General features: G+C 70.1%; 28 protein-coding genes, 2 tRNA genes and 2 pseudogenes. 18 read left to right on the plus strand and 14 right to left on the minus strand.

The window, feature by feature from the left end:
- The first annotated feature begins 38 nt into the window (after positions 1-38).
- Together K338_RS0103265 and K338_RS0103270 are read left to right on the plus strand one after the other, a co-directional pair.
- Positions 39-371: a cupin domain-containing protein gene (locus K338_RS0103265; protein ID WP_022916751.1), complete on the plus strand. Its 333-nt coding sequence runs from the start codon at positions 39-41 to the stop codon at positions 369-371.
- Positions 372-428: 57 nt separating this feature from the next.
- A complete protein-coding gene (locus tag K338_RS0103270; RefSeq protein WP_022916752.1) occupies positions 429-1,082 on the plus strand; it encodes a DsbA family oxidoreductase in 654 nt (217 codons plus the stop codon).
- A gap of 15 nt (positions 1,083-1,097) precedes the next feature.
- Here the strand turns inward: K338_RS0103270 and K338_RS0103275 are convergent, their stop codons facing one another.
- Entirely contained in the window at positions 1,098-2,051 is a 954-nt protein-coding gene (locus K338_RS0103275) for an aminoglycoside phosphotransferase family protein (RefSeq protein WP_027286384.1), read from the minus strand.
- An 88-nt stretch (positions 2,052-2,139) separates the two neighbouring features.
- Between K338_RS0103275 and K338_RS0103280 the strand changes: the two genes are divergently transcribed.
- Together K338_RS0103280 and K338_RS25430 are read left to right on the plus strand one after the other, a co-directional pair.
- Positions 2,140-2,718: a hypothetical protein gene (locus tag K338_RS0103280; protein ID WP_022916754.1), complete on the plus strand. Its 579-nt coding sequence runs from the start codon at positions 2,140-2,142 to the stop codon at positions 2,716-2,718.
- Between the two features lie 62 nt (positions 2,719-2,780).
- Positions 2,781-3,233, plus strand: a complete 453-nt coding sequence (locus K338_RS25430) for a rhodanese-like domain-containing protein (RefSeq protein WP_022916755.1) — start codon at positions 2,781-2,783, stop codon at positions 3,231-3,233.
- Between the two features lie 4 nt (positions 3,234-3,237).
- Here the strand turns inward: K338_RS25430 and K338_RS0103290 are convergent, their stop codons facing one another.
- Positions 3,238-5,190, minus strand: coding sequence for a M13 family metallopeptidase (locus K338_RS0103290; RefSeq protein ID WP_027286385.1), 1,953 nt, complete (start codon positions 5,188-5,190; stop codon positions 3,238-3,240).
- Positions 5,191-5,372: 182 nt separating this feature from the next.
- Here K338_RS0103290 and K338_RS0103295 point away from each other — a divergent pair, with 182 nt between their 5' ends.
- Positions 5,373-5,822, plus strand: coding sequence for a ribose-5-phosphate isomerase (locus K338_RS0103295; protein WP_027286386.1), 450 nt, complete (start codon positions 5,373-5,375; stop codon positions 5,820-5,822).
- Here K338_RS0103295 and K338_RS0103300 read toward each other — a convergent pair.
- Positions 5,797-6,546: a hypothetical protein gene (locus tag K338_RS0103300; RefSeq protein WP_157612190.1), complete on the minus strand. Its 750-nt coding sequence runs from the start codon at positions 6,544-6,546 to the stop codon at positions 5,797-5,799. The two genes, K338_RS0103295 and K338_RS0103300, sit on opposite strands and share 26 nt — an antisense overlap.
- A gap of 21 nt (positions 6,547-6,567) precedes the next feature.
- Between K338_RS0103300 and K338_RS0103305 the strand changes: the two genes are divergently transcribed.
- Positions 6,568-6,915, plus strand: a complete 348-nt coding sequence (locus K338_RS0103305; RefSeq protein WP_022916759.1) for an MGMT family protein — start codon at positions 6,568-6,570, stop codon at positions 6,913-6,915.
- Between the two features lie 13 nt (positions 6,916-6,928).
- On the opposite strand, the pseudogene K338_RS26540 reads toward K338_RS0103305, so the two are convergent.
- Positions 6,929-7,051: pseudogene (locus K338_RS26540) on the minus strand (nuclear transport factor 2 family protein); the annotation flags it as partial.
- 5 nt (positions 7,052-7,056) lie between these two features.
- Between K338_RS26540 and K338_RS26545 the strand changes: the two are divergent.
- Positions 7,057-7,218 (plus strand): annotated as a pseudogene (locus K338_RS26545) (LysR family transcriptional regulator substrate-binding protein); the annotation flags it as partial.
- A gap of 120 nt (positions 7,219-7,338) precedes the next feature.
- Here the strand turns inward: K338_RS26545 and epsC are convergent.
- The 4 genes from epsC to K338_RS0103330 all read right to left on the minus strand — a co-directional run bounded on the left by epsC (position 7,339) and on the right by K338_RS0103330 (position 10,567).
- On the minus strand, positions 7,339-7,917 hold the full coding sequence (gene epsC / locus K338_RS0103315; protein WP_022916761.1) for a serine O-acetyltransferase EpsC: 579 nt from the start codon (positions 7,915-7,917) through the stop codon (positions 7,339-7,341).
- Positions 7,918-7,930: 13 nt separating this feature from the next.
- On the minus strand, positions 7,931-8,866 hold the full coding sequence (gene cysK, locus K338_RS0103320; RefSeq protein ID WP_022916762.1) for a cysteine synthase A: 936 nt from the start codon (positions 8,864-8,866) through the stop codon (positions 7,931-7,933).
- 340 nt (positions 8,867-9,206) lie between these two features.
- Entirely contained in the window at positions 9,207-10,208 is a 1,002-nt protein-coding gene (locus K338_RS24265; protein WP_022916763.1) for a hypothetical protein, read from the minus strand.
- Entirely contained in the window at positions 10,205-10,567 is a 363-nt protein-coding gene (locus tag K338_RS0103330) for a GntR family transcriptional regulator (RefSeq protein WP_022916764.1), read from the minus strand. Before K338_RS0103330 ends, K338_RS24265 begins: the two co-directional genes overlap by 4 nt.
- A gap of 283 nt (positions 10,568-10,850) precedes the next feature.
- Between K338_RS0103330 and K338_RS0103335 the strand changes: the two genes are divergently transcribed.
- From K338_RS0103335 to K338_RS20210, 3 genes are all read left to right on the plus strand, one after another.
- On the plus strand, positions 10,851-11,108 hold the full coding sequence (locus tag K338_RS0103335; RefSeq protein ID WP_027286387.1) for a type B 50S ribosomal protein L31: 258 nt from the start codon (positions 10,851-10,853) through the stop codon (positions 11,106-11,108).
- A 101-nt stretch (positions 11,109-11,209) separates the two neighbouring features.
- A complete protein-coding gene (gene rpmF, locus K338_RS0103340) occupies positions 11,210-11,380 on the plus strand; it encodes a 50S ribosomal protein L32 (RefSeq protein WP_022916765.1) in 171 nt (56 codons plus the stop codon).
- Positions 11,381-11,528: 148 nt separating this feature from the next.
- A complete protein-coding gene (locus K338_RS20210; protein ID WP_022916766.1) occupies positions 11,529-11,900 on the plus strand; it encodes a helix-turn-helix domain-containing protein in 372 nt (123 codons plus the stop codon).
- Here K338_RS20210 and K338_RS0103350 read toward each other — a convergent pair.
- The 3 genes from K338_RS0103350 to K338_RS0103360 form a co-directional block, all read right to left on the minus strand.
- Positions 11,897-12,502, minus strand: coding sequence for a ClpP family protease (locus K338_RS0103350; RefSeq protein ID WP_022916767.1), 606 nt, complete (start codon positions 12,500-12,502; stop codon positions 11,897-11,899). The two genes, K338_RS20210 and K338_RS0103350, sit on opposite strands and share 4 nt — an antisense overlap.
- Entirely contained in the window at positions 12,499-13,146 is a 648-nt protein-coding gene (locus tag K338_RS0103355) for a ClpP family protease (RefSeq protein WP_022916768.1), read from the minus strand. Before K338_RS0103355 ends, K338_RS0103350 begins: the two co-directional genes overlap by 4 nt.
- Positions 13,147-13,461: 315 nt before the next feature.
- Positions 13,462-13,538 (minus strand) — tRNA-Pro (locus tag K338_RS0103360).
- 151 nt (positions 13,539-13,689) lie between these two features.
- Here K338_RS0103360 and K338_RS0103365 point away from each other — a divergent pair.
- Positions 13,690-13,763 (plus strand) — tRNA-Gly (locus K338_RS0103365).
- Positions 13,764-13,782: 19 nt separating this feature from the next.
- Here the strand turns inward: K338_RS0103365 and K338_RS20215 are convergent.
- Entirely contained in the window at positions 13,783-14,655 is an 873-nt protein-coding gene (locus K338_RS20215; RefSeq protein ID WP_022916769.1) for a glycerophosphodiester phosphodiesterase, read from the minus strand.
- A gap of 265 nt (positions 14,656-14,920) precedes the next feature.
- Here K338_RS20215 and tig point away from each other — a divergent pair, with 265 nt between their 5' ends.
- The 6 genes from tig (at position 14,921) to K338_RS0103400 (ending at position 21,091) form a co-directional block, all read left to right on the plus strand.
- On the plus strand, positions 14,921-16,402 hold the full coding sequence (gene tig, locus K338_RS20220) for a trigger factor (protein WP_022916770.1): 1,482 nt from the start codon (positions 14,921-14,923) through the stop codon (positions 16,400-16,402).
- Between the two features lie 180 nt (positions 16,403-16,582).
- Complete coding sequence (locus tag K338_RS0103380) at positions 16,583-17,206, plus strand: ATP-dependent Clp protease proteolytic subunit (protein WP_022916771.1); 624 nt, start codon at positions 16,583-16,585, stop codon at positions 17,204-17,206.
- A 68-nt stretch (positions 17,207-17,274) separates the two neighbouring features.
- Entirely contained in the window at positions 17,275-17,907 is a 633-nt protein-coding gene (locus K338_RS0103385; RefSeq protein ID WP_084480590.1) for an ATP-dependent Clp protease proteolytic subunit, read from the plus strand.
- Positions 17,908-18,154: 247 nt separating this feature from the next.
- Positions 18,155-19,438, plus strand: coding sequence for an ATP-dependent Clp protease ATP-binding subunit ClpX (gene clpX / locus K338_RS0103390; protein WP_022916773.1), 1,284 nt, complete (start codon positions 18,155-18,157; stop codon positions 19,436-19,438).
- A 77-nt stretch (positions 19,439-19,515) separates the two neighbouring features.
- Positions 19,516-20,706: a baeRF2 domain-containing protein gene (locus K338_RS0103395; RefSeq protein ID WP_157612192.1), complete on the plus strand. Its 1,191-nt coding sequence runs from the start codon at positions 19,516-19,518 to the stop codon at positions 20,704-20,706.
- Between the two features lie 67 nt (positions 20,707-20,773).
- Complete coding sequence (locus tag K338_RS0103400) at positions 20,774-21,091, plus strand: chorismate mutase (protein ID WP_022916775.1); 318 nt, start codon at positions 20,774-20,776, stop codon at positions 21,089-21,091.
- Positions 21,092-21,154: 63 nt separating this feature from the next.
- On the opposite strand, the gene K338_RS24270 is transcribed toward K338_RS0103400, so the two are convergent.
- Positions 21,155-22,663, minus strand: a complete 1,509-nt coding sequence (locus tag K338_RS24270; RefSeq protein ID WP_022916776.1) for an HNH endonuclease signature motif containing protein — start codon at positions 22,661-22,663, stop codon at positions 21,155-21,157.
- Between the two features lie 259 nt (positions 22,664-22,922).
- Here K338_RS24270 and fgd point away from each other — a divergent pair, with 259 nt between their 5' ends.
- The gene (gene fgd, locus K338_RS0103410; protein WP_022916777.1) at positions 22,923-23,945 is read left to right on the plus strand and encodes a glucose-6-phosphate dehydrogenase (coenzyme-F420); all 1,023 of its coding nucleotides are present in this window, start codon (positions 22,923-22,925) and stop codon (positions 23,943-23,945) included.
- A 19-nt stretch (positions 23,946-23,964) separates the two neighbouring features.
- Here fgd and K338_RS0103415 read toward each other — a convergent pair whose 3' ends face one another.
- On the minus strand, positions 23,965-24,870 hold the full coding sequence (locus K338_RS0103415; RefSeq protein ID WP_022916778.1) for an NADP-dependent oxidoreductase: 906 nt from the start codon (positions 24,868-24,870) through the stop codon (positions 23,965-23,967).
- Between the last annotated feature and the right edge of the window lie 11 nt (positions 24,871-24,881).

Raw genomic sequence — 24,881 nt, forward strand, 5'->3', positions numbered from 1 at the left:
CTGGAACGTGCTGCGTGCGGTGACCGTAGGGTAGGAACATGCTCGATCAGCGATGGGTGTTCCGCGACGATGTCCAGGCCGAGCCCGCCGGAGAGGGGGTCACCCGGCGGGTGCTCGCCTATGACAAGGACGTGATGTGCGTGGAGAACACCTTCGAGACCGGAGCGACCGGCCCGTTGCACCACCATCCGCACACGCAGATCACCTACGTGGTCAGCGGTGTGTTCGAGTTCGAGATCGACGGTGTGGTCAAGACGGTGCGTGCCGGAGACTCGATGCTGAAGGCGAGCAACGTCGAGCACGGCTGCGTCTGCCGCGAGGCAGGGGTGCTGCTCGACCTGTTCACGCCGATGCGTGCGGACTTCGTCTGAGCCGTGACCAGCCGCGCACGACCCAGCCCACCAGCCCGAGAACAAGGAGCCGCAGAAGTGACGACACACACCGAGATCCCGGACACCGGCACCGAGGAGCAGACCACTGATGTGGCCGACTTCTGGTTCGACCCCGCCTGCCCCTGGGCGTGGATGACCTCCCGGTGGATCACCGAGGTGGAGAAGGTCCGGGACATCACCGTGCGCTGGCACATCATGAGCCTGACCGTCCTGAACGAGGACCGGGACAACCTCGATCCCGGCTACCGGGAGATGCTGGGCAAGTCGATGGGGCCGGTCCGGGTGATCAACGCCGCCCGGGAGCTGCACGGTCAGCAGTGGGTCAAGCCGATGTACGACGCCATCGGAACCCGGTTCCACCCCGAGGGCCGCAACGACGACCGGCACCAGGTGCTGGTGGAAGCGCTCGCCGAGGTCGGTCTGCCGGCGGAGCTGATCCGCTATGCCGACACCGACGAGCTGGACGACTCCCTCCGCGAGTCGCACCAGGCGGGCATCTCCCTGGTCGGAGAAGACGTCGGCACCCCGGTGGTGGCGTTCAACGGCACCGCGTTCTTCGGTCCCGTGATCACCCCGGCCCCGAAGGGGGAGGACGCCGGTCGCCTCTGGGACGCAGTGGTGGCGGCGGCCGCCTACCCCGGCTTCTACGAGCTCAAACGCACCCGTACCCAGGGCCCGATCTTCGACTGACTGCTGCGGGCCGGGTCAGCCGCTCTGCAGCGCCTTGGCGACGGTGACCAACCGGGTCACCCGGTCGCGGTCGACCACGTCCGGTTCCAGCTCCCAGAGCGCATCGCGAGCCAGCCGCACCAGCGTCAGCGCACGCGCCCGCTCGGCGGCGACCCCGGTCACATCGGCCAGGGTCGCCAGCCGGGTACGCACTGCGCGACGCACACTGGTCGCCCGCTCCACGGCCGGCCAAGCCTCCAGCAGCGCAGGTTCGAACGCCCACCCAGGCTCTGCGGCCAGCGGCTGGGGGTCGATCGCCACCCACTCGCCGGGATCTGGTCGCCAGAGCACGTTGGCGTGGTGCAGGTCGCTGTGGATGAGCCGGGAGTCCAGGCCATCCTCACCGAGCAGGTCACGGGTCAGCGACCGGGCCTGCTCCAGCATCCGCCGAGGAAAGTCGACGGTGGGCCCGGCCAGGACGTGCCCGAGATCTGCGAGCAGCCGGCGCAGGTGCTGGCTCAGTGGCGGCGCCCACGGCGGCGCCGGCTGGTCCAGGGCCTGCACCAGGACACCTAGCTCCTCGGTGGCGGTCAGCTCGCCAAGTGCAGAACCGAGCGCCTCGTTCGCCAGCGTCCGCTCGGGATCCAAGCGCTCCAGCAGCAGCGCCCACCGGGACGGGTCCGCGGCGAGCAGCCGGACAGCCCCGCACCCGGCCCATGCGCGCAGCGCGCGATGCTCCTCCCGGCCCCCTGGGTGCGGCCAGACGATCTTCAGCACTGCCGCACGGCGCGGTGACCGCACGGGGAGCACCAGTGCGGAGAACCCGTGCCGAGCTGGTCCGTCGATCTGCAGATCCCAGTCCCGCAGCATCCCGGCCACCCGTGCGGGCAGCTCGTCGAGCCACTGCGCACCCGTGGGCATACCTGGCTCGGGGACGTGCCCAGAGACGAGGCGGACCAGCCCAGCAGGGATGTCGAGGTGGTCAGGCACGTGACCTGCCTACCACGTGCGCCTGCACCGAGGGCTAGGGCCGCTACCGTTAGAGTGTCTTGCTGGTTCGGTCCAGAGCGGAGGAGAGATGGCCAAGCGCGGCGCAGTGGGTCCTGCGGCGATCACCCTGATCGTCCTGGACGTGCTGCTGATCGCTGCCCTGGTCGTGATCATGGCCACCTGGCCGGACGTCACCAGCAACCAGGGCACTGCGGCGAGCACCACCGGTACCGGCGCGACCGGCGCACCGGAGGACGGCGGTGCTGGCGATGGTGAGGAGACCACCCAGGCCGAGGCCGTCGAGGTTCCTGACGATGCTCTCGACGTGGCTGCGTTCACGATGCCGAGCGGCAACATCTGGTGCCAGCTCGGTGACGACAGCACCCAGTGCGTGATCGAGAGCTTCGACTTCTCGCCACCGCCGCTGGACGGGTGCGGCCAGGACGTGGCCGGACACGTCTGGCAGGTGACGACCGAGCAGGCCGGGCCGGTCTGCCCGGGGGATGCGGTGCCGCAGGCCCCGGACGACGTCACCGAGCTCGCCTATGGTGATGCGACCACTGTCGGTGACTTCCTCTGCGAGAGCACCAGGGACGGGGTCGTCTGCCGTGCCATCTCCACCGGTCACGGCTTCGAGATCGCACGGAGCGGTACCCGCAGCTTCTGACCGGTGCCCAGCAGGTGAGACGCTCGCTGGCACTGTCCGGGAGGACGGTCCGGGCTGCTGTGATGGTCGTACGCACCCGCACCGGGCGGGTACCAGCACAGAGCGAGCACACCATGACCCTCACCACCGGCACCACCTGGGACCTTGTCCTCAGTGCGCCGACCCGGCGCCACCAGAGGCGGACCGACGGATGTGGGACGAGCCCGCGGGCGCTCTACCAGGAGCTGCTCTACGACCGCGCCCAGGTGCTCGACCTGCGTACCGACGTCGAGCGCGCCGCCGGCACGCTGCACCCGGACCTGCCGGTCCACCAGGTGTCGCCGGCGGGCCTGGTCGCGCACCTGGTGAACACCACCACGCTGGTGCCGGTCGTGCTGCTCAGCCAGGACGGTAGCGCCGCCGCGACTGCGGCGCGCGAGCTGCGCCGGCTCGGTCTGGCCCGGGTGGGCCACGCCATCGGTGGCTACCAGGCGTGGGCCGAGGCCGGGTTGCCGGTCCTCGGCCGCATCCCCTGAGCCGTCACCAGATCTGCACCCGTTCCTCCGGCGGCAGGTAGAGTCCGTCGCCCGGCTGCACGTCGAACGCCGTGTGGAACTCGTCCAGGTTCCGCACGACGGCGTTGCACCGGATCTCGTCGGGTGCGTGCGGGTCGATCGCCAACAGACGCAGCACCTCCTCGTCCCGAGCCTTGGTACGCCACGCACGTGCCCAGGCCACGAACAACCGCTGCATGTCGGTCAGACCGTCGATAGTCTCACCGGTGCTGCGGCCCTGGCGAGCGAGAGCGATCCGGTAGGCCTTGACGGCGATACCCAGACCACCGACGTCACCGATGTTCTCACCGACGGTGAGCGCGCCGTTGACGTGCTGGGCGCCGTCGAGCTGGCTCGGGGAGAGCTGGTCGTACTGGGCGATGAGCGCCTGCGTGCGTTTGTCGAACTCGGCCCGGTCGGCCTCGGTCCACCAGTTGTGCAGACGCCCCTCACCGTCGTACCGGCTGCCCTGGTCGTCGAAGCCGTGCCCGATCTCATGGCCGATCACGGCACCGATCGCACCGTAGTTGGTGGCATCGTCGGCGTCGATGTCGAAGAACGGCGGCTGCAGGATCGCCGCAGGGAAGACGATCTCGTTCATCGTGGGGTTGTAGTAGGCGTTGACCGTCTGCGGCGTCATGAACCACTCGCCGCGGTCGATCGGACCACCGAGCTTGCCCAGCTCGTAGTCGCTCTCGAACGCATAGGCGGCACGCACGTTGCCGACCAGGTCGTCAGCGGTGACCTGCAACCCGGAGTAGTCCCGCCACCGAGCCGGGTACCCGATCTTCGGGGTGAACGCAGCCAGCTTGGCCAACGCCAGCTCCCGGGTGGCCGGACTCATCCAGTCCAGCTCGTCGATCGACTGGCGGTAGGCCTCGATCAGGTCGGCCACCAGCACGTCCATCGCGTCCTTGTGCGAGTGCGGGAAGTGCCGGGAGACGTACAGCTTGCCGACCGCCTCACCGAGCACCCCCTGCACCAGGGCGACGCCCCGCTTCCACCGTTCGCGGATCTGCTGCGCGCCGGTCAGGGTGCGGCCAGCGAAGTCGAAGTTCTCCGCCACCAGCGCCTCGGTCAGGTAGGGGGCCCGCGCGCGCACCACCCGCCAGGTGAGCCACAGCTTCCAGTCCGCCAGGTCGCGCTCGGCCCACAAGCGGGCGAAGCCGGCCACGAACTCAGGCTGGCGCACCACGGTCTCCGCCAGCGCTTCGGCGTCACCGAGCGCCGTGCCCCAGGCTGACCAGTCGAAACCAGGGGCAAGGTCCCGCAGCTCAGCGAGCGTCATCGGGTTGTGCGTGGCCTGGGCGTCCCGGGTACGCACATTGTCCCAGTGGTGGCCCGCCAGGGCTGTCTCCAGCGCCACGACCCGATCAGCAGCCGTGGCCGCCTCGTCCGGGTCCACTGCCCCGGCCAGGGCGAGCATCCGGGCCACGTGGCCGGGATAGGCGGCGCGGATACCAGCGTGCGTCTCATCACGGTAGTAGGCCTCGTCGGGCATGCCGAGACCGGACTGCTCCAGGTACACCCGGTACCGGGTCGGGTCGGCAGCGTCGACGTCCACGAACGGTGCGAGAGCACCGCCGACGCCGGCGCGCTGCAACGCACCCAGCACTGCGGCGAGCTCGGCGCGGTCGTCGGCTGCCTGCACCAGCGCGAGCTCAGGCTGCAGGGGCTCGGTGCCGCGAGCCTCGATCGCCTCAGTGTCCATGAACGAGGCGTACACAGCGGCGATCTTCGCCGCTTCCTCGCCCGCCGGGTCGCCAGCCGGCACGTCGCTCGCCTCGATGATCAGCTCGCGCACGTCGCGCTCAGACTGGTCGCGCAACTGGTGGAAGGTACCGTCGCGGCCCCGGTCAGCGGGGATCTCGTGGGTGGCGAGCCAGGTGCCGTTCACATACCGGAACAGGTCGTCCTGGGGCCGCACGGTGGTGTCCATGGCGGCCTGGTCAGCAGCGACCCGCTCGGCGTGGGTGAGCCTGCCGGTCGCGTCGGTGTGCGTCGGATCGCCGCTGGTGGCGGCGGTGGTCTCGGTGCTCATCCTCTGAACATACCCAAGCCGGTGCAGGGTGTGACCACATGGTGCGCGGGCCGGGCCGCGCCGTGGGGCAGAATGTCGGCATGCGCATCCACATCGCTGCCGACCATGCTGGGTTCGAGCTGAAGGCCACCCTGATCGAGCACCTGCGCGCCGCGGGGCACGAGGTCACCGACCACGGCGCGCTGGACTACGACCCGCAGGACGACTATCCGCCGGTGTGCTTCGCCGCCGGGGAAGCGGTCGTGGCCGACCCGGGGTCGCTCGGGGTGGTGATCGGTGGCAGCGGAAACGGTGAGCAGATCGCCGCGAACAAGGTGCGGGGAGTGCGTGCGGCGCTCGCGTGGAACACGGAGACCGCTCGGCTGGGCCGCCAGCACAACGACGCCAACGTCGTCGCGATCGGCGCGCGGCAGCACAGCAGCGAGGAAGCGGTAGAGCTGGTGTCGGCGTTCGTGGCCGAACCGTTCTCCGGTGACCCGCGTCACCAGCGGCGCATCGACCTGGTCAGCGAGTACGAGGCCGGCCGCTGAGCAGCCGGCGGGAGAGCGCGACCAGCGCCACGTGCAGGGGTACCAGCACCACCACCACCACCGACAGCTGGTGGCACAACCCCACCCACAGGGCTACCACAGCGGCGGTGGCCACCACGGTCGCCACCTGGGTCCATTCGTCGGCGCGGTCCCGGGTGCGCACGGCTGCGGCCCGTGCGACCTCCCCGGCGCGGCTCTCGGCACCGAGCAGGTTGCGCAGCCGCAGGGCGCGCACCACGTCGGCAGCAGCCGAGGCGGTCAGCCATCCGGTCCCGGCCGCGGTGGCCACCATCGCTGCCGCACCGGTACCGATCCCGTCCACCAGCGCCCGTCCGGCGAGTGCCACCAGCAGGGCCGCCACCGGAGTCAGCGCTGCACCGGTGAGCACTGAGACGGTGACCAGCCGGCGCGAGCCTGCACCAGCGGCCTGTCCCTGACCGCCCTGCCGGGCAAGGTCCAGCGACGCCACGAGCAGGCCCGTAGCCGTGGCGAGGGCCCAGGCCAGCACACCGGAGGCGACCAGGGTGAGACCCGCCGTCACCGGTAGCCAGAGAAGCACCCCGACCACGGTGAGCACGACGAGTCCGGCGCGTAGCCCAGAGACCACCGCAAGGCGCCGACGGTGCCCGAGGACCACGGCGCGCTCGTCGACGTGCTCGTGGGCGTGCGTGGCCTCGCAGTGCGGGCAGACGTAGGGTTCAGCGGGTGCGGTGGTGTCGGTCATCTCAGGAGAGATCATAGGCAGGTGCGTGAGCTGGACGAGGACTACGTGGAGGCGGTGCTGGACCTGGTGTCCCGCATCCCACCCGGCCGGGCGAGCACGTACGGGGTGATCGCCGAGACCATCCGCGTGGCGACCGGGCGCGGCGGCCCCAGGGTGGTCGGCATGGTGATGTCCCGCTACGGCGGCGACACCCCGTGGTGGCGCCTCGTGAACGCCCGGGGGGAGATGGCCGGGCACAAGGCTGGTGAGGCTCTGGCCCGCTGGCGGGAGGAGGGCATCGCGCTGACGGCGTCCGACCCGCCGCGAGTGGACCTGTACCGGGCAGGCTGGGAGCCCGGTGAGGACCTGGAGGACCCGCCCTGCCGGTGACGCTCTCCCCGGGTCAGGCAGTGCACTCCTCCGCCCCGTACGCGGCGCCCAGCGGGCCGGTGAACTCCACATCTGCTGCCAGCACGGTGCGCAGTCGTTCGAAGTCCCGATCGCGCCAGGCCTCGAAGTAGGTCGTCGCGGCTGCACGGGTGCTCTGGGTCCTCTCGGTGGCCGCGCCTGTTCGACGCGCTGGCGACGTTGCACGAGCGGCACCCGGGCATCGACATCAGCCTGCGCGAGGGGATCTCGGCCGAGATCGTCGAGCAGGTGCGCCGCGGCGTGGCAGACCTGGCGGTCGCGCTGGCCCGACGCCGTCACGGTGCCGGTCGAGGCCGATCAGGCCCGGTCCCGGCTCGGTGTGCTCTGGCGGGACCGGCCGAACCACACGGTCCGGGCCCTGCTGCGCGAGCTCACCAGCAGTGCTCAGATGTAGAGCGCCGGGTCCTCCAGGTCACCCTTCTCCCGCGCCGGCACGTGCCGCGGCCGGCCGGGGACGCCTACCACCACGGCGCCGTCCGGCACGTCCTTGACCACCACCGCGTTCGCACCGATCTGCACGTCCGAGCCGATGGTGATCGGCCCGAGCACCTTCGCGCCCGCGCCGATCACCACCCGGTCGCCCACGGTGGGGTGCCGTTTGCCACGGCTCATCGAGCGCCCACCGAGCGTCGAGCCGTGGAACATCAGCACGTCGTCACCCACCTCGGCAGTCTCACCGATCACCACCCCCATGCCGTGGTCGACGAAGAACCGCCGACCGAGCACCGCACCGGGATGGATCTCCACCCCGGTGACGGCGCGGGCCAGCTGGGACAGCACCCGGGCAGGCAGCCGCAGCAACGGCAGGTGCCACATGTGGTGCGCCACCCGGTACAGCCACAGCGCGTGCACGCCCGGGTAGGTCAGCGCCACCTCGACGGCGGTGCGCGCGGCCGGGTCACGACGGCGCGCCGTGGCCAGGTCTTCGGCGATCAGGTCTTTCAGCGGTAGGCGGGGGGACACGTGCTCCTCGGCCTCACTCGGCCAGGTCGGCGAACAGCACGGTGGACAGGTAGCGCTCCCCGAAGTCCGGTACCACCGCGACGATCGTCTTGCCGGCGTTCTCCGGACGCTTCGCGACGTCCACCGCCGCCTTCAGCGCGGCACCGGAGGAGATGCCCACGAGCAGACCCTCCTCCCGGGCGGAGCGGCGGGAGGTCTCGATCGCGTCCTCGCCGCTGACGGTGATCACCTCGTCGTAGATGCTGGTGTCCAGGATCTTCGGCACGAAGTTCGCGCCCAGGCCCTGGATCTTGTGCGGTCCGGCCTGACCCCCGGAGAGCACGGGGGACTCCGCCGGCTCCACAGCGATGATCTGCACCTCGGGCTTGCGCTCCTTGAGCAGCCCGCCCGCACCGGTGATCGTGCCGCCGGTGCCCACGCCGGAGACGAGGATGTCCACGCCACCGTCGGTGTCCGCCCAGATCTCCTCGCCGGTGGTGCGGCGGTGGATGTCCACGTTCGCCTGGTTCTCGAACTGGCGGGCCAGGATCGCTCCGGGCCGCTCGGCGGCGATCTGCTCGGCCTTCTCCACCGCGCCCTTCATCCCGCCGGAACCGGGGGTGAGGATGAGCTCGGCACCGTAGGCGCGCAGCAGCATCTTGCGCTCGTTCGACATCGTCTCCGGCATGGCCAGCACCACCTGGTAGCCGCGGGCGGCGCCGACGAACGCCAGTGCGATACCGGTGTTGCCGCTGGTCGCCTCCACGATCGTGCCGCCCGGGGGCAGGGCGCCGGCCGCCTCGGCGGCGTCGATGATGGCCACGCCGATGCGGTCCTTGACGCTGTTGGCGGGGTTGTAGAACTCGAGCTTGGCGAGCACAGTGGCGCCCGCCCCCTCGGTGAGGGAGTTGATCCGCACCAGCGGGGTGTTGCCGATCAGGGCGGTGGCGTTGTCGTAGATGCGTGCCATGAGTGAGGGGTTCCTTCCATCGTGTGATCGTGCTGGTCGAGTGCCGGCAGGCAGCGTGGCGCCGCAGGCGGCAGCGGCCAGGTGCAGGGGACCAGCGGCCGTGGAGCCTCAGCTGCTCCGGCACGTCCGGCCCGCTCGCACCTGCGGGGCGAGCGCGGGGGCTCGCTGGCGCCCGCGCTCTACAGACAGCAGCAGCCGGAGAGCACGCTCGACACGAGGCGCCGGTGCGACATCCGAATCCTCCAATTGGTTGAAGGTGAGAGTGATTCGGTGCCTATCCTCTCACCATTCGCCCCTTCGGGACAGGTCGGTGTCCGGAGGACGAGAAATACGCGGGTACTCAGGTCGTGGCGCCGCCCCGGCTGCGGGCTGCCATGGTGTTCAGCAGCGCTGCCGCCCGGGTGGCGTCGTCAGTCGTGACCACGAACGTGCGCTCACCGGTGGCTTGCACCTGCACTGCCTCGCCGCGGCGCAGCACCAGGCCGCTGGTGCCGTCCACCCGGGAGCGCAGGCCCCAGCCACCGAACTCGGTGAACGGGTGCACGGTGACCACGTCGGCACGCAGCGTCTCCTCGGCGCGGACGGTCAGCCGGGGCCAGCCGAGCAGGGCGCGGGCATGCAGACCGGTGGCGTCGATCTGTAGCGTCCAGTGCAGGTTCGCCAGCAGCGGCAGCGCCGGAAGGAGCAGCACCGCTAGCAGCCACCACTGCGCGCTCAGGGAGGTGATCGCCACGGCTGCGGCGAGCCAGAGTGCGATGCCGGCCCACCAGAACACCTCGCCGCGCACTGTGCACCGGGTGAGCCACATGGTCCTGGCCTCGGCCGGTAGGTCCAGCCGGGCAGCGTCGGCCGGTACCGGGTCCGCTGCCGGCAGGTGCGGGTCGGCACCGGCCAGCAGACCAGCGGCGACCCCCAGCAGCACGGCCACCAGCAGCCCCACCACGAGCGGTGTGGCCGAGGGGGTCACAGCAGCAGCATCCGGTGCGTCCAGCTGCACCCAGGCCGAGCCGAGCAGCACCGCCGCGTAGGTCGCTCCCAGCAGCACAGCACTACCGACGAGTACGCGGCGGGCGCCCTCGGTGCGGCCGGCGGCCAGCACCAGGGTGGTGAACAGCAGCCAGGTGGTGGCCGCCAGCGCCACGACCACGGTGACCAGCTCGGTGAACGGGCCGGTGCGAGCCGGACCGTGCAGACTCCAGTGCAGCACCGCCGGGTCGGGCAGGCGCGGCAACCAGGTGGTCGTGAGCAGCGCTGCCCCGGCGACCAGCAGCGCGGGGAGCAGTACACCAAGGACGACGCTGCGGGCCCGGTGCGGGTGGGTGGGGGCCGGGTGAGGACTCATGGTGCGGTTCCGGGAGCGTGTCGGATCAGGTCGGCAAGCCCGGTGCGGCTCAGGCCGAGCCGGTCGCCCTCCCGGACCAGGTCCGCCAGGGCGCGGCGCAGACCCCGGTAGTCCGCGCTGCTGCGGGTCGAGACCACCGTGCCGCGGCCTCGCCGCACCTGGATCAGGCCTTCCTCGCGCAACGTGCGATAGGCGTGCAGCACCGTGTGCATGTTGACCTCGAGCGCGGCGGCCAGGTCGCGTGCGGCCGGCAGCCGCTCACCGGGCCGGAGGTCACCGGCCACGACGGCCGCGCGGATACCGGTCGCGACCTGCTCGAAGAGGGGCGAGTCGGCGGTCGGGTCGATAGTCAGCAGCATGAAGCCAGCGTAATGTTCTAGTGCATATAGAACAAGACGATCGGCGGGTGCGCCCCGGCCGCTGCTACCGGTGAGTGATGCGTCACATCGGCGCTGTACCACGGGTTTGTCGACCTGCGCCGACTAGGTGTTCGGGCCGGAGTGTGAGTATCATCGTCCGGGCGCATCGTGACCGCGGTCGCGCGCCCAGCGTGTGCTGCCAGGGTGCGGACGAGGAGCTCCGGCGCCGCCAGCCACACTCCTGACGCCGCAACCGCGCAGCCGAACTACGTAGGAAGCAGACATGAAGAAGGACATCCACCCGGAGTACAAGCCGGTCGTCTTCCGGGACATCTCCGCGAACTTCGCCATCCTGACCCGCTCCACCGCCACCTCGGAGACCACCGTGGAGTGGGAGGACGGCAACACCTACCCGGTCGTGGACGTGGACATCTCTTCCGCTTCGCACCCGTTCTACACCGGCAAGCAGAAGATCCTGGACACCGCCGGGCGGGTGGAGAAGTTCCGCCAGCGCTACGCCAAGGCTGGCGCCAAGGCCTGAGCCGACCCGCCGGGAGCAGCCTCCTGGCCATCGTTTCGAACCTGCTCTCGCGCCACCGTGCGGGAGCATCCGTCACCAGCATAGAAGGGGAGGTAGGGCCCATGGCAGTTCCCAAGCGCAAGATGTCGCGCAGCAACACCCGCTCGCGCCGCTCGCAGTGGAAGGCGCAGCCCACAGACCTCGTCCCGGTCCGCTCCGGTGGCCGCGAGGTCAAGGTGCCGCGGCGCCTGGCCCGGGCCGTCGAGCGCGGCCTGGTCGACGTCGAGGACTGAGCGTCCCCCGAAGACCACGCACCGGCCGTCCCCGCAGCAGCGGGGGCGGCCGGTGCTCTTTCTGCCCGATAGCACCTCACGGCTGGGTGAGCTTCTGCTCTGAGCGGAGCACCGCCGTCGGGCAGGATGTGGGGACCTACGATCAAGCATGCGCACCCGACGACTGCATGCCGTGCCCGTGCCCGCAGCGCCCGCCGCCGAGCCGGGCCAGGAGACCACTGCGGACGAACCGCTGTGGCGCCACCTGCTCGGTGCCCGGCTACGCCGGCTGCGCACCGACCGCGGGCAGACGCTCACCGAGACTGCCGAGCGGGCCGGCATCTCACCGCAGTACCTGTCCGAGATCGAGCGCGGCGTCAAAGAACCTTCCAGCGAGATGATTGCCGCGGTGGCTGGGGCGCTCGGGGTCACCCTGCTGGACCTGACCGTCGCCGTGGCGCGCGAGCTCAGCGGGTTGCGCACGACGGCGGAGCGCCAGCTGGTCCGCAACGTTGCGCGGGTGCTCTCGCTGGCGGCCTAACCCGTGGTGGGGGTGGTGCGTTCGGTCACCACTGCGTCGATCAGGCCGTAGTCCACCGCCTGGGCGGCGGTGAGCACCCGGTCCCGGTCGGTGTCCGCGCGCAGCGTGGCGGTCGGGTGGCCGGTGGCTCCGGCGAGGATCTCCTCGATGTCCGCCCGGACCCGGACCAGCTCGTCAGCCTGCACGATCAGGTCCGGGATCGCGCCCTGCCCACGGCCGACCGGCTGGTGCAGCACCATCCGCGCGTGCGGCAGCGCGGCTCGCTTGCCCGGGGTGCCGGCGGCGAGCAGCACCGCACCGACGGCGACGGCCTGCCCCACGCAGGTGGTGGCCACGCCCGGTCGCACGTAGCGCATCGTGTCCACGACGGCGAGCATGGCGCTCGGGTCGCCACCCTCGCAGTTGATGTACAGCTGGATGTCCGCCTCCGGGTCGTCAGACTCCAGGTGCAGCAGCTGGGCGATCAGCACGTTCGCCACCCCGGCGTCGATCGGTGTGCCGAGGTAGACGATCCGCTCGGTGAGCAGGTGGGAGTAGACATCCATGATCCGCTCGCCGCGCGGGTGCTGGGCGATCACGTTCGGGACCGGGTAGGTGCTCATCGCGAGCCTCCTGTGCTCTGCGTGCCGGCCGGTGGCCAGCCGATGCCGACGGGGCGGTGGTGGGACGGGGCGAGGGTGTCGAAGCTGGTGACGACCTCGTCGATGAAGCCGTAGTCGAGGGCCTGCTGCGCGGTGAACCAGCGGTCGTGCAAGGAGTCAGCGAACACCTGGGCCGCGTCCTGGCCGGTGTCCTGTGCGATCAGGCCGAGCACGGTGTCGCGGGTGTGCCGGAGCTCGTCGGCCTGGGTCTCCACGTCCACAGCGGTGCCGGCGAACCCGGCCGAGCCCTGGTGCATGAGGATGCTGGAGTGCGGGAGAGCCCGCCGTTTCCCCGGCGCGCCGGCGGACAGCAGGAACTGGCCGGCGCTGTAGGCGGTGCCCAGCGCCAGGGTGGTCACGTCGGGGCCGATGGTGCGCATCACGTCCCGGATGGCGAGCATCGCCGGTACCGAGCCGCCGGGGGAGTGGATCCACAAGGTGATGTCCGCACGGGCATCCGCGGCGGCCAGGGCGATCAGCTGGCTGAGCAGCAGGATGCCGTTGTCGTCGTCGAGCGGGCCGTCGAGGACCAGGATGCGTTGGTGGTACAGCTCGGCCCGGGCGCGGTCGTTGAACCGGGGCCGGGCGGGGGTCTCGTCGCTCATGAACCCACTGTGCGTGCGCTCGTGGCCTCCCTACCGGGTGGATCTGCTCAGGGCAGCAGGCTGCTGCTGTGGGCAGCGGGGGTCCCGCCGGGCCGCAGATCGATATTTCCTGCGCCGCGTCGTGCTCCGGGCGCATGACCCGGCGGGCCAGGTATCGCCTGGGTTGATTCATGCCGGGCGCCCTCGTTCCTCGGGCGCCCGACAGGCCTCATGGTCGGGATGACAGGAGCCGTCGCTGCGCTCCTCCCAAATCCTGCGACCACACAGATGAGACCTGCCGGGCGCCCTCGTTCCTCGGGCACCCGCCAGGCCTCATGGTCGGGATGACAGGATTTGAACCTGCGACCTTCCGCTCCCAAAGCGGACGCGCTACCAACCTGCGCCACATCCCGTGGACCCACGTGCCGGCAGTCCTGCCGGAGTGGGTCGAGACCGAGTGTAGAGCGTGCCGGCCGTCACCGTGACCACGGCGCCTCCGCCAGCGGCGCTCACCAGCCGATGCAGCGCCCACCCCCACGGACCCGGTAGGCTTGTCCCCGCCCCGCGGGTGTAGCTCAATGGTAGAGCCTCTGCCTTCCAAGCAGATGGTGCGGGTTCGATTCCCGTCACCCGCTCCACTCCCCCCGATCGGTCCGCTCAGGAGCGGCCGAGCGCCGGGGCGACCAGCCACGGCGAGTCGGTGACGACAGCGGCCACTCCCATATCGACCAGGTCGGCCAGCTTGGTGATGTCGTTCACCGTGTGCACCCAGACGCCTAGTCCGGCGTCCTCCGCCCAGCCGGCGATCTCCGGCGTGAGGTTCCGGTACCCGGTCTTGATGCCGGTGGCGTGGTCAGTAAGGGACTCCACCCAGTCCTGGTCCGGTACCTGATCGATGATGGGCCAGACGGGAACCTCCGGAGAATGGTTGTGGAAGGTGCGGGTGGCATCCGTGTCGAAGGAGGACACGATGACCAGGTCGTTCTGGACCAACGGGGCCCAGGCATCGGTCTGCAGGGCGTCGGCAACCGCCTGCTCGAGGCCTGGTGAGTTCTCCGGTGCCTTCAGCTCGATGTCCACACCCACCTCCGGTCCCACGGTGAGGGCAACGTCGTCGAGACTCGGTATCGACGTCCCAGCGAAGCCCTCGCCGAACGACGATCCGGCGTCCAGCTGTTGTAGCTCCTCCCAGGTGAAGGATGTGATCGGGTCGTCTGTGCGCTCGGGAAACACCTCGTCCACGTCAGTCGTGCGGTCTGGAGTGTCATCGTGGAACAGGAACGGCACACCGTCGGCAGACAGCTGCACGTCGACCTCGACCATGTCGACACCGGACTCCACGGCCTGCTCGAAACCGGGGACCGTGTTCTCCGGCGCTTCGTCCATGGCGCCGCGGTGCCCGACGACCAGCACATCTGGGGCATCGACCATCGGGCTCTGCTCCGGTGACGTGCCGTCCGTTCCCTCCGTACCGCAGGCTGCGGTCAATGAGAGCAGCAGAGCGGCGGGCAACAGTCGTCTGAACTGCATCGTTCTCCAGTCTCGGGATGGTGTGCGGACGCCGGTCGTAGGGCTGGCGTGAGAACCAAGGAGCCTAGCAATGTGCCGACGTGCAGCGTCGGCCAGGCCCGTGCAGGGATGCCGCCGCTGAGCCATGTTCCGGCCTGCCCGTGCGGCAGGTACGATGGGTCGAGCCGCTCGTTTCCGCATGCCCTCGCGCGTGCCCACGGGCAGGTACTAGACGTTTCCCGGGTCGCCCACGCCGGCCCACCAACCCACGAGTGGAGAGCACGTAGTGAAGAGCGCCGTCGAGAACCTCGAGCCCACCCGGGCGAAGCTGACCGTTGAGGTGCCTCTGGACGAACTGAAGCCGAGCGTGGACCACGCGTACTCCCACATCGCCTCGCAGATCAACGTCCCGGGCTTCCGCAAGGGCAAGGTGCCGCCCCGCATCATCGACCAGCGGGTCGGCAAGGGTGCGGTGATGGAGCACGCCATCAACGACGCGCTCCCCGAGCTCTACCGGCAGGCGGTCACCGAGTCCGATCTGCGTCCGCTGGGCCAGCCGAACATCGAGGTGACCGCAGTGCCCGGCATCAGCGAGGACGCCGAGGACCTGGTGTTCACTGCTGAGGTCGACGTCCGCCCCGACTTCACCTTGCCCGAGCTCGGGGACATCACCCTCACCCTCGATGACCTCGACGTCACCGACGAGGATGTGGAGGAGCGGCTCACCTCGCTGCGCGAGCGCTACGCGACACTCTCCAGCGTGGAGCGTGCCGCCGCCGACGGAGACTTCGTCACCATCGACCTGAAGGCTGCCATCGGCGAGGAGGAGATCGACTCTGTCTCCGGCGTCTCCTACCAGATCGGGTCGGGCAACATGCTGGACGGTCTGGACGAGGCGCTCACCGGGCTCAGCGCCAACGAGACCACTACCTTCACCGCCCCGCTGGCCGGCGGGGACCGGGCCGGCGAAGAAGCCGAGGTCACGGTGACCCCGACCGCCATCAAGGTGCAGGAGCTGCCCGAGGTGGACGACGAGTTCGCGCAGACCGCCTCCGAGTTCGACACCGTGGACGAGCTTCGCGAGGACCTGCGCAAGCAGGTGGGCGAGGCGAAGGAGAACAACCGTGCCGTCGCCGCCCGTGACCAGCTGCTCGACCGCCTGCTGGAGAGCACCGACTTCCCGTTGCCCGCCGGGGTCATCGAGACCGAGGTGCACCAGCACCTGGAGAACGAGGGCCGCCTGGAGGACGACGAGCACCGTGCTGAGGTGACCGAGGAGACCACGAAGGCGCTCCGCCGTCAGCTGGTCCTGGACGCCCTCTCTGAACAGGTCACCGTGAACGTCGGGCAGGACGAGCTGCTGGAGTTCCTGGTCCGCACTGCCCAGCAGTACGGCCAGGAGCCGAGCGAGTTCATCCAGCAGATCAGCCAGAACGGGCAGATCTCGATGTTCGTCGCCGAGCTGACCCGGAACAAGGCGCTCGCGGTCGCGCTGCGCCAGGTGTCCGTGGTGGACTCCTCCGGCACCGAGATCGACCTGAGTGCCTACATCGGTTCGGACGAGGAGGACGCCGCGCAGGCGGCTGCGCAGGCCGCTGAGGCTGCTGGCGCCGACACCGAACAGGTCGTCGTCGAGGACGTCAGCGCGGAGAGTGCCAACTCCGGCGAGTCCGCCGATTCTGCCGACAGTGCCGACTCCGGCGACAGCGCGGAGAGTGCCGACTCCGCGCCGAGCGCCGACAGCGCTGAGGACGCCAACAAGGCCTGAGCCACGACGTACCGCAGGAGCCCTCGTCCCCAGCCGGGGCGGGGGCTCCCGGCGCCTCAGCACCCGCGATGGCTGCGCCATCAGCGAAACCGGCGAGACGCAGGCAGATACCCGCAAGGTGCGGCGTTAGTGTCAGTCGCAGGATCACATCAGGACCACCCGACGATCAGGAGCACACACGTGAGTGAGTTTCCGCAGTCCGCCGCCGGCGATACCGAACGTTTCGCCCTCGGGGACCACATCTACAACCGGCTGCTCAAGGAGCGCATCATCTGGCTCGGTTCCGAGGTGCGTGATGAGAACGCGAACCAGATCTGCGCCCAGATGTTGCTGCTGGCCGCCGAGGACCCGGACCGGGACATCTGGCTCTACATCAACTCCCCGGGCGGATCGGTGACTGCCGGGATGGCGATCTACGACACCATGCAGTACGTGGCCCCGGACGTGGCCACGGTCGCGATGGGCATGGCTGCCTCGATGGGGCAGTTCCTGCTCGCCTCCGGCACCAAGGGCAAGCGTTATGCCACCCCGCACGCCCGGGTGATGATGCACCAGCCTTCCGGCGGCATCGGTGGCACCGCGTCCGACATCCGGATCAACGCCGAGCTCATCCTGCACATGAAGAAGACGATGGCTGAGCTGACCGCTGAGCAGACCGGCCGCAGCGTGGAGGAGATCAACCGCGACGCCGACCGGGACCGCTGGTTCACCGCCCAGGAAGCACTCGAGTACGGCTTCATCGACCACGTGGTCACCGAGTCCTCCGCCGTCTCCGGTGGCGGCGGCACCACCAACAAGTCCTGACCGCCGCGAACCGAAGAGGAGCTTCAACCGTGAACTTTAACCCCCAAGCGTTCGGTGGCCGGGCCGGCATGGACCCCTCGGCACGGTACGTGCTGCCGCAGTTCGAGGAGCGCACCCCGTACGGCTTCAAGCGCCAGGACCCCTACACCAAGCTGTTCGAGGACCGGATCATCTTCCTCGGTGTGCAGGTGGACGACGCCTCCGCCGACGACATCATGGCCCAGCTGCTGGTGCTGGAGAGCCAGGACCCGGACCAGGACATCATCCTGTACATCAACTCCCCGGGTGGGTCCTTCACGGCGATGACCGCGATCTACGACACGATGCAGTACATCCGCCCCCAGATCCAGACGGTCTGCCTCGGCCAGGCCGCCTCGGCCGCGGCGGTGCTGCTGGCCGCCGGGTCGCCGGGCAAGCGGCTCGCGCTGCCCAATGCCCGCGTGCTGATCCACCAGCCGTCCCTGGAGGGCGGCTACGCCCAGGCGTCGGACATCGAGATCCACGCCAACGAGGTGATGCGGATGCGGGAGTGGTTGGAGACCACGATCGCCCGGCACAGCTCGACCAAGCTGGAGCAGGTCCGCCAGGACATCGAGCGAGACAAGATCCTGTCGGCCGAGCAGGCCAAGGACTACGGTCTGGTCGACCAGGTGCTGGAGAGCCGCAAGACACCGCCGGCCGAGCTGCCCAAGGGATCCTGACACCGGGGGGCGCGGGGACGGTCCGCCGAGAGCGGTCCGCCCCCGCGACCCCGACCGACCGCCGAAGTGCGACACGCGGCGAACGGGTCGATATCCCCGTCGCCTGCGACGTATCGTTGACGATGGTGCACACGGGCGCACCGGTAGGAGAGCCCGCACTAATTCCAGTGGTCGCCCCGGCCCGGATGGCGCAGAATGACCAGACGGCCACGTTGTCCAGGGCACGACGGCAGAGAGGTGAGAAGAGATGGCGCGAGTGGGTGAAGGCGCCGATCTGCTCAAGTGCTCCTTCTGTGGCAAGAGCCAGAAGCAGGTCGTCAAGCTCATCGCAGGACCGGGTGTGTACATCTGCGACGAGTGCATCGACCTGTGCAACGAGATCATCGAAGAGGAGCTGGCCGAGGCGAACGAGCTGGGCCTGGTGGACCTGCCCAAGCCTCGGGAGATCTTCGAGTTCCTCGAGGAGTACATCATCGGCCAGGACCCCGCGAAGCGGTCCCTGGCGGTCGCCGTCTACAACCACTACAAGCGGGTGCAGGCCGGTCCGGCCGCCGCGTCCACCACCGGCGAGGACGCCGACGTGGAGCTGGCGAAGTCGAACATCCTGCTGATCGGGCCCACCGGGTGCGGCAAGACCTACCTGGCGCAGACGCTGGCGAGGATGCTGAACGTCCCGTTCGCGATCGCTGACGCCACGGCGCTGACCGAGGCCGGTTATGTCGGTGAGGATGTGGAGAACATCCTGCTCAAGCTCATCCAGGCTGCGGACTTCGACGTGAAGAAGGCCGAGACCGGGATCATCTACATCGACGAGATCGACAAGATCGCGCGGAAGAGCGAGAACCCGTCGATCACCAGGGACGTCTCCGGCGAGGGGGTGCAGCAGGCGCTGCTGAAGATCCTCGAGGGGACGCAGGCTTCAGTGCCACCACAGGGCGGCCGCAAGCACCCGCACCAGGAGTTCATCACGATCGACACCACGAACGTGCTGTTCATCGTTGCGGGCGCGTTCGCAGGGCTGGACGAGATCATCTCCTCACGGTCGGGTCGGCGCGGGATCGGGTTCGGTGCGCCGCTGAAGGAGGCCGAGCAGGAGGACGTCATCGAGGACGTCATGCCCGAGGATCTGCTGAAGTTCGGGCTGATCCCGGAGTTCATCGGGCGGCTGCCCGTGCTGACGACGGTCTCGCCCCTGGATGCTCCGGCACTGATACGTATCCTCACCGAGCCGAAGAACGCGCTGATCAAGCAGTACCAGCGGATGTTCGAGATCGACGGCGTGGAGCTGGAGTTCAGCGACGACGCGGTCGAAGCGGTGGCCGACCAGGCCATCTTGCGTGGCACCGGAGCCCGTGGGCTGCGGGCGATCATGGAGGAGGTGCTCCAACCGGTGATGTTCGACGTGCCCAGCCGCGAGGACATCGCACGGGTGGTGATCACCCGCGACGTGGTGCTGGAGAACGTGAACCCGACGCTCGTTCCGCGGGAAGCTCCCCGCAGCAAGCGGACCCCGCGAGAGAAGAGCGCCTGATCCTCAGGTAGCGGCGAGCGACCCGCTGCGGCAGGCTGGGAGGGACCAAGCACCCGATCAGGAAGCGATGGTCTGCCGTGCACGTTTTCGTCCCACCACTGCCGGCCCAGGCGCCGGTGCTGACTGTGATCCTGGACGCGACCTCCAACCCCGACAACCGCGACAACACGGTCCTGAGCAGGTGGGCCGACCTGCGTCGTACGCTCACCCCAGAAGGGGTCGACGGCGTTCCGGCAGCGGACTGCGATGCCGTCACCGAGGCGCTGGGCGTCCCCGTCTACGTCCACGGACCGTACGGGCGGGTCGTCGTCGCTGCGGGCGGTGAGGTGGTCCTCGACCGGCTCCTGCCCGAGGCGCCAGGGGCGGACCGGGCAGTCGTCTCCGACCGCCCGCACGCCTTCGCCCTGGCCCGCGCAGCTGACGCCACTGTGCGTTACCTGATGCTCAGCGTGGACCGTGCCGGGGCCGACGTCGCCCTGTACGACGCACCGGCAGGGCTCACCGGCCAGCTGGAGGAGGAGCGCACCATCGAAGGCGGCCACGACGTGCTCTCCAAACCGAACTTGGGCCCGCTCGGGCACAAGCGCATCGACAACCGCGCGGAGGACTCCTGGGAGCGCAACGCCGAGGCCGTCGCTGGCGAGGTGGAGCGTATCTGCCGCGAACGACGCCCCGAGCTGGTGCTGATCACCGGCGACCTGCGCGCTGTGCACCTGGTGCTGGACGAGCTCAGCCGCCCGGTGCGTGAGCTGGTGGTGGAGATCTCCGGTGGCGGCCGCGCCGGGGGCGTGAACACCCGGGCGCTGCACGAGCAGGTCGCGGCCCAGCTGAACGAGCTGCGCGAGCGCCGCAGGGCAACGACGGTGGACCGGTACCAGCAAGAGGCGGGCCGGGACGGAGCTGCTGTGTCCGGGGCAGAAGCCGTGCTCGATGTGCTCCGCAAGGGTCAGGTGGCGGACCTGCTGATCTCCCCGGACGTGGCCGGCCCGCCCAGCCGGTTGGCGCGCAAGATGTTGTGGATCGGTCCCGGTGCGCTGGAGGTGGCAGCCACTGCCGAAGAGCTGCACGGTCTGGGGGTCAGCAACCCCGACGAGGTGCGTGCTGACCTGGCGATCGGGCGCGCGGTGCTGGAGCAGGACGCCGGCATCACCGTGGCGGAGGAGATGGACGCTGTGGCGGACGGCGTGGGAGCGCTGCTGCGCTGGCACGATCCGGCGACGCCCGGTGAGCATGCGCTGGCCGGCAGTGCAGACACCCGCCGCGTGTAAGCACGATCGCGCCACCAGCCGGCGGACAGCAGCCAGCGCTGCCGCGGTCCTCACCTAGGATCTCCCCATGACTGACGGAACCGACCGCGGCCTGCCTGACGAGCTGCTCCGCATCCGGGGCAGCATCGACAACATCGACGCCGCACTCATCCACCTGCTGGCCGAGCGGTTCAAGTGCACCCAGGCGGTCGGTCGGCTGAAGGCGCGGGAAGGGCTGCCGCCCTCAGACCCTGGCCGTGAGGAGCGGCAGATCGCACGTCTGCGCGCGTTGGCCGAGGAGTCCGGGCTGGATCCGGTGTTCGCGGAGAAGTTCCTCGCCTTCATCGTTGCCGAGGTGATCCGGCACCACGAGGACATCGCTGCCAACGGTCCTCAGTCGCGCTGAACCAGGGCCTGGACAGGCCGAGGCCCCCGCACGGCTCACCGGGCAGGGTCCGGGGCGGAGCAGCTAGGACGGTGGTGGTTCGCGAAGCGCCGTCCGCGGTCCGTGGCCGCACACCTGCCCAAGGTCCGGTACGCGAAACGTCCCTCGAGAGTCCACCAGCGAGGTGGCACCACCCGGAGAGTGCCAGAGGTAGGTGCCCGGTGTGACCATCACGTAGGACCAGCCCGCGTGGGTCTTGGCGCGATGGTGCCGTCGGCACAGCGGAGCCAGGTTGCAGCCGCAGGTCGGGCCGCCCTCCTCCCAGGGCACGATGTGGTCCAGGTCCGCGCGGTCGGCGCGCCGGGTGCACCAGGGGAACACGCACTGGGGCTCGCGCACGGTCACCTGCTGGCGCACCCGCGCTGGGATCTCGTAGGACTCGGTGGGGTGGTGACCAGCCAGGTCGATCACCGGCTGGACGCTCACTCGGGCACCAGGAGCACCGCACCAGGAACGGATCTGCTCGGCAGAGACCGGTGACCTCGTGTTCTCGCAGCGGCCGATCGCACCGGCAAGCGACCCAGCTCCGATCGCGTCCGAGGAGAGGTGCAGGACCAGCCGGACCGGTCGGCCGCCGCCGGCAGCAGCGGCCGACGGCGGTTCCCCGCCGGTCGTGCCCTCTGCCTCGAGCCCGCTCGATGCCGGCGGCGCAACGTCCTGGTGGACAGCTGGTCCGGTGATCGGCAGGGCGAGCTCGTCCCGGGCGATCTCGCCGAGCGCCAGTGCTCGGCGCACGTCACGGCTCTCCTTAGACCCGCACGCGGCGAGCTGCTCGGCTCGTGCTGCCACCGCTGCCTCGAGGTCCAGCGCGTCCGGTAGGTCCAGCACCCCGTCCACGGCCACCACCCCGGCCGTGCTGGTGTGGCTGCCAGCTTCTGGGTCGCGGCAGTGGATGTCGAAGTGTCGGTCGTCAGCGGCGGTCCGACGGCGCTCTGCTGCCGCCTCCGGATCGAACCGGTCCAGAGCGGCATCAATGACACGGCGCAGCTGAGTACCGGAGCAGGATCCGATCACCGCCGCCAGCTGGGCATCCACCCAGGCGGCCCCTTCGGCCGGAAGGCAGGTGGTGGCACGAGCCACTTCGCGGGCACGCCACAGACGCACCTCACCATGGCGGACCCGGTCCCACAGGCGGGGCAGCCGGAAGCCCAGCTCGACCACCTCGCCCACGTATCCGCGGGCACCGTCCAGCGACATGGACAGGCTGCTGGCCAGCGCACAGAACGCCAGGTCGGACACCAGCGGCGCACCGGGTCCGGCGAGCCGCATCGGAGAGTCAAGACCCGGCAGCGCCGGTCGTACGACCGGCTCGTCGAGCTCGATGACCTGGTCGAGCAGTGTGCCGTCCTGGCCCACCAGGCGCGCCGGAAGCCGGTGCCCGTCGGCCCACTCGGTCACCAGCCGTGCAGACTCGACCTCCCAGGCGGTGGTGGCGTCGCGTGCTGCGCGGAGCGAGGTCAGCACGCCCTCGCACGCGCCACGGCGCATCTGCGGCGCCGGGGCCGCAGGTACCGGGAGAGCTGAGGTGGTCATAGTGCTACTCAACCATCGACCACTGACATCGGGACTCGGGCTGCTGGGGGTTGTGGACACCGTGGCACCGGCGCGGTGAGCGCCGCCCGGCCGATGCGACCCGAGACGGCCCGAACCGCCAGGCCCATGCGACACGAGACGGCCCGAACCGCCAGGCCCATGCGACCGAGCCGGAGTCTCATCCCGGCGACCCGCCTACGGCGGCGAGCTGTCGCCGTCGGGCGTTAGATTGGCCGTACCCAACCTCTTGGAGTGACACATGCTGCCCCTCACCCTCGGATACAAGGCCTCCGCTGAACAGTTCGGCCCGCGCGAGCTGGTGGAGATCGCCGTTGCTGCCGAGGCGCACGGGATGGAGTCGGTGGCGGTCTCCGACCACTTCCAGCCGTGGCGGCACGAGGGCGGGCACGCACCGTTCTCCCTGGCCTGGTTGGCGGCTGTGGGGGAGCGAACCTCCACGATCCGGATGGGGACCTCGGTGATGACGCCGACGTTCCGGTACAACCCGGCCGTGGTCGCCCAGGCGTTCGCCACTCTCGGGGTGCTCTACCCCGGGCGGGTGATGCTCGGGGTGGGCACCGGGGAGGCGCTGAACGAGATCGCCACCGGGTTCGCCGGCGCCGGCGAGCAGAGATGGCCGGAGTTCAAGGAACGGTTCGCTCGGTTGCGGGAGGCGGTGCGGCTGATGCGGGCGCTGTGGGCCGGTGACCGGGTCAGCTTCGAGGGGGAGTACTACTCCACCCACGACGCCAGCATCTACGACCAGCCCGACGGCGGCGTGCCGGTCTACATCGCCGCCGGCGGGCCGATGGTCGCCCGGTACGCTGGCCGCGCCGGGGACGGGTTCATCTGCACCTCCGGCAAAGGGATGGACCTGTACACCGAGAAGCTGCTGCCCGCCGTCGCCGAGGGGGCTGCGAAGGCCGACCGGGACGCGGAGACGATCGAGAAGATGATCGAGATCAAGATCTCCTACGACACCGATCCGGAGCTGGCCCTGGAGAACACCCGGTTCTGGTCGCCGCTGTCGCTGTCGGCGGAGCAGAAGCACTCGCTGGACGACCCGGTGGAGATGGAGCGGGCCGCCGACGCGCTCCCCATCGAGCAGATCGCCAAGCGCTGGATCGTCGCCTCCGACCCGGACGACGCCGTAGAGCAGGTGCTGGCCTACCGCCGCGCCGGGTTCAACCACCTGGTGTTCCACGCCCCCGGGCACGACCAGCTGAGGTTCCTCCAGCTCTTCCAGCGTGACCTGGCGCCGCGGCTGCGCGCTGCCGGCTGAAGCCCGCAGCTGCTCAGGCCTACCAAGTGTCGCTGAGGGTCAGCACCACCTTCCCGGTGGCGTGCCCGGACTCGCAGCGCCGGTGCGCCTCAGCCGCCTGCGACCAGTCCAGCTCGGTGTCCACCAGCAGCTCCAGCTCCCCAGCAGCCACCAGGTCGGCGACCTCGGTCATCGTCGCCCAGGACCGCCCGTCCGACCCGTCGGTGACCACCGCCTCGGTGGCCCCGGAGAAGTCGGCGATCGTCACCACCCGGGCCGAGTCCCTGGTCAGGGTGACCAGCTCGCCCGCAGAGCCCTCACCGGCCAGGTCCGCTGCGCCGTCGACGTGGTCGACCAGTGCCCGGACCCGGTCCACGAGACCCGGCCCATACGTGGTGGGCAGCGCGCCCAGGTGGCGGAGCACGTCGTGCTTGGCCGGTGAGGCGGTGCCGACCACGGTCAGCCCGCGGCGGCGGGCGAGCTGCACCAGGATCGTGCCCACCCCGCCGGCAGCACCGTCGACCACCAGCACCGCCCCTGGGTCACCCGGCAGCAGGGAGAGCACCCGCCCGGCGGTCTCGGCCACGGTCGGCAGCGCTGCCGCCTGCACCAGGGAGAGCCCCTCGGGCACCGGTGCGAACGTCTCCAGCACCGCCAGCTCGGCGAGCGTGGCCGACCCGGCGCCGAAGACCCGGTCACCTACCTGCACGCCGGTCACACCCGCACCCACCTGGTCCACCACACCGGCGGCGTCCAGACCCGGGATGCGAGGGTGGGCCAGCGGCGTCGAGGCCATCGCCCCGGAGCGCAGCTTGATGTCCATCCGGTTCACCGCCGAGGCCCCGACGGCGATCCGCACCTGCCCAGGTCCGGCCTCCGGGGCCGGGGCGTCCTCCAGGCGGAGCACGTCCGGCCCGCCGTACTCGTGATACCGCACTGCCCGCATGGCCCCAGTAT

The sequence above is a fragment of the Ruania albidiflava DSM 18029 genome (assembly GCF_000421225.1).
Taxonomy (GTDB): domain Bacteria; phylum Actinomycetota; class Actinomycetes; order Actinomycetales; family Beutenbergiaceae; genus Ruania; species Ruania albidiflava.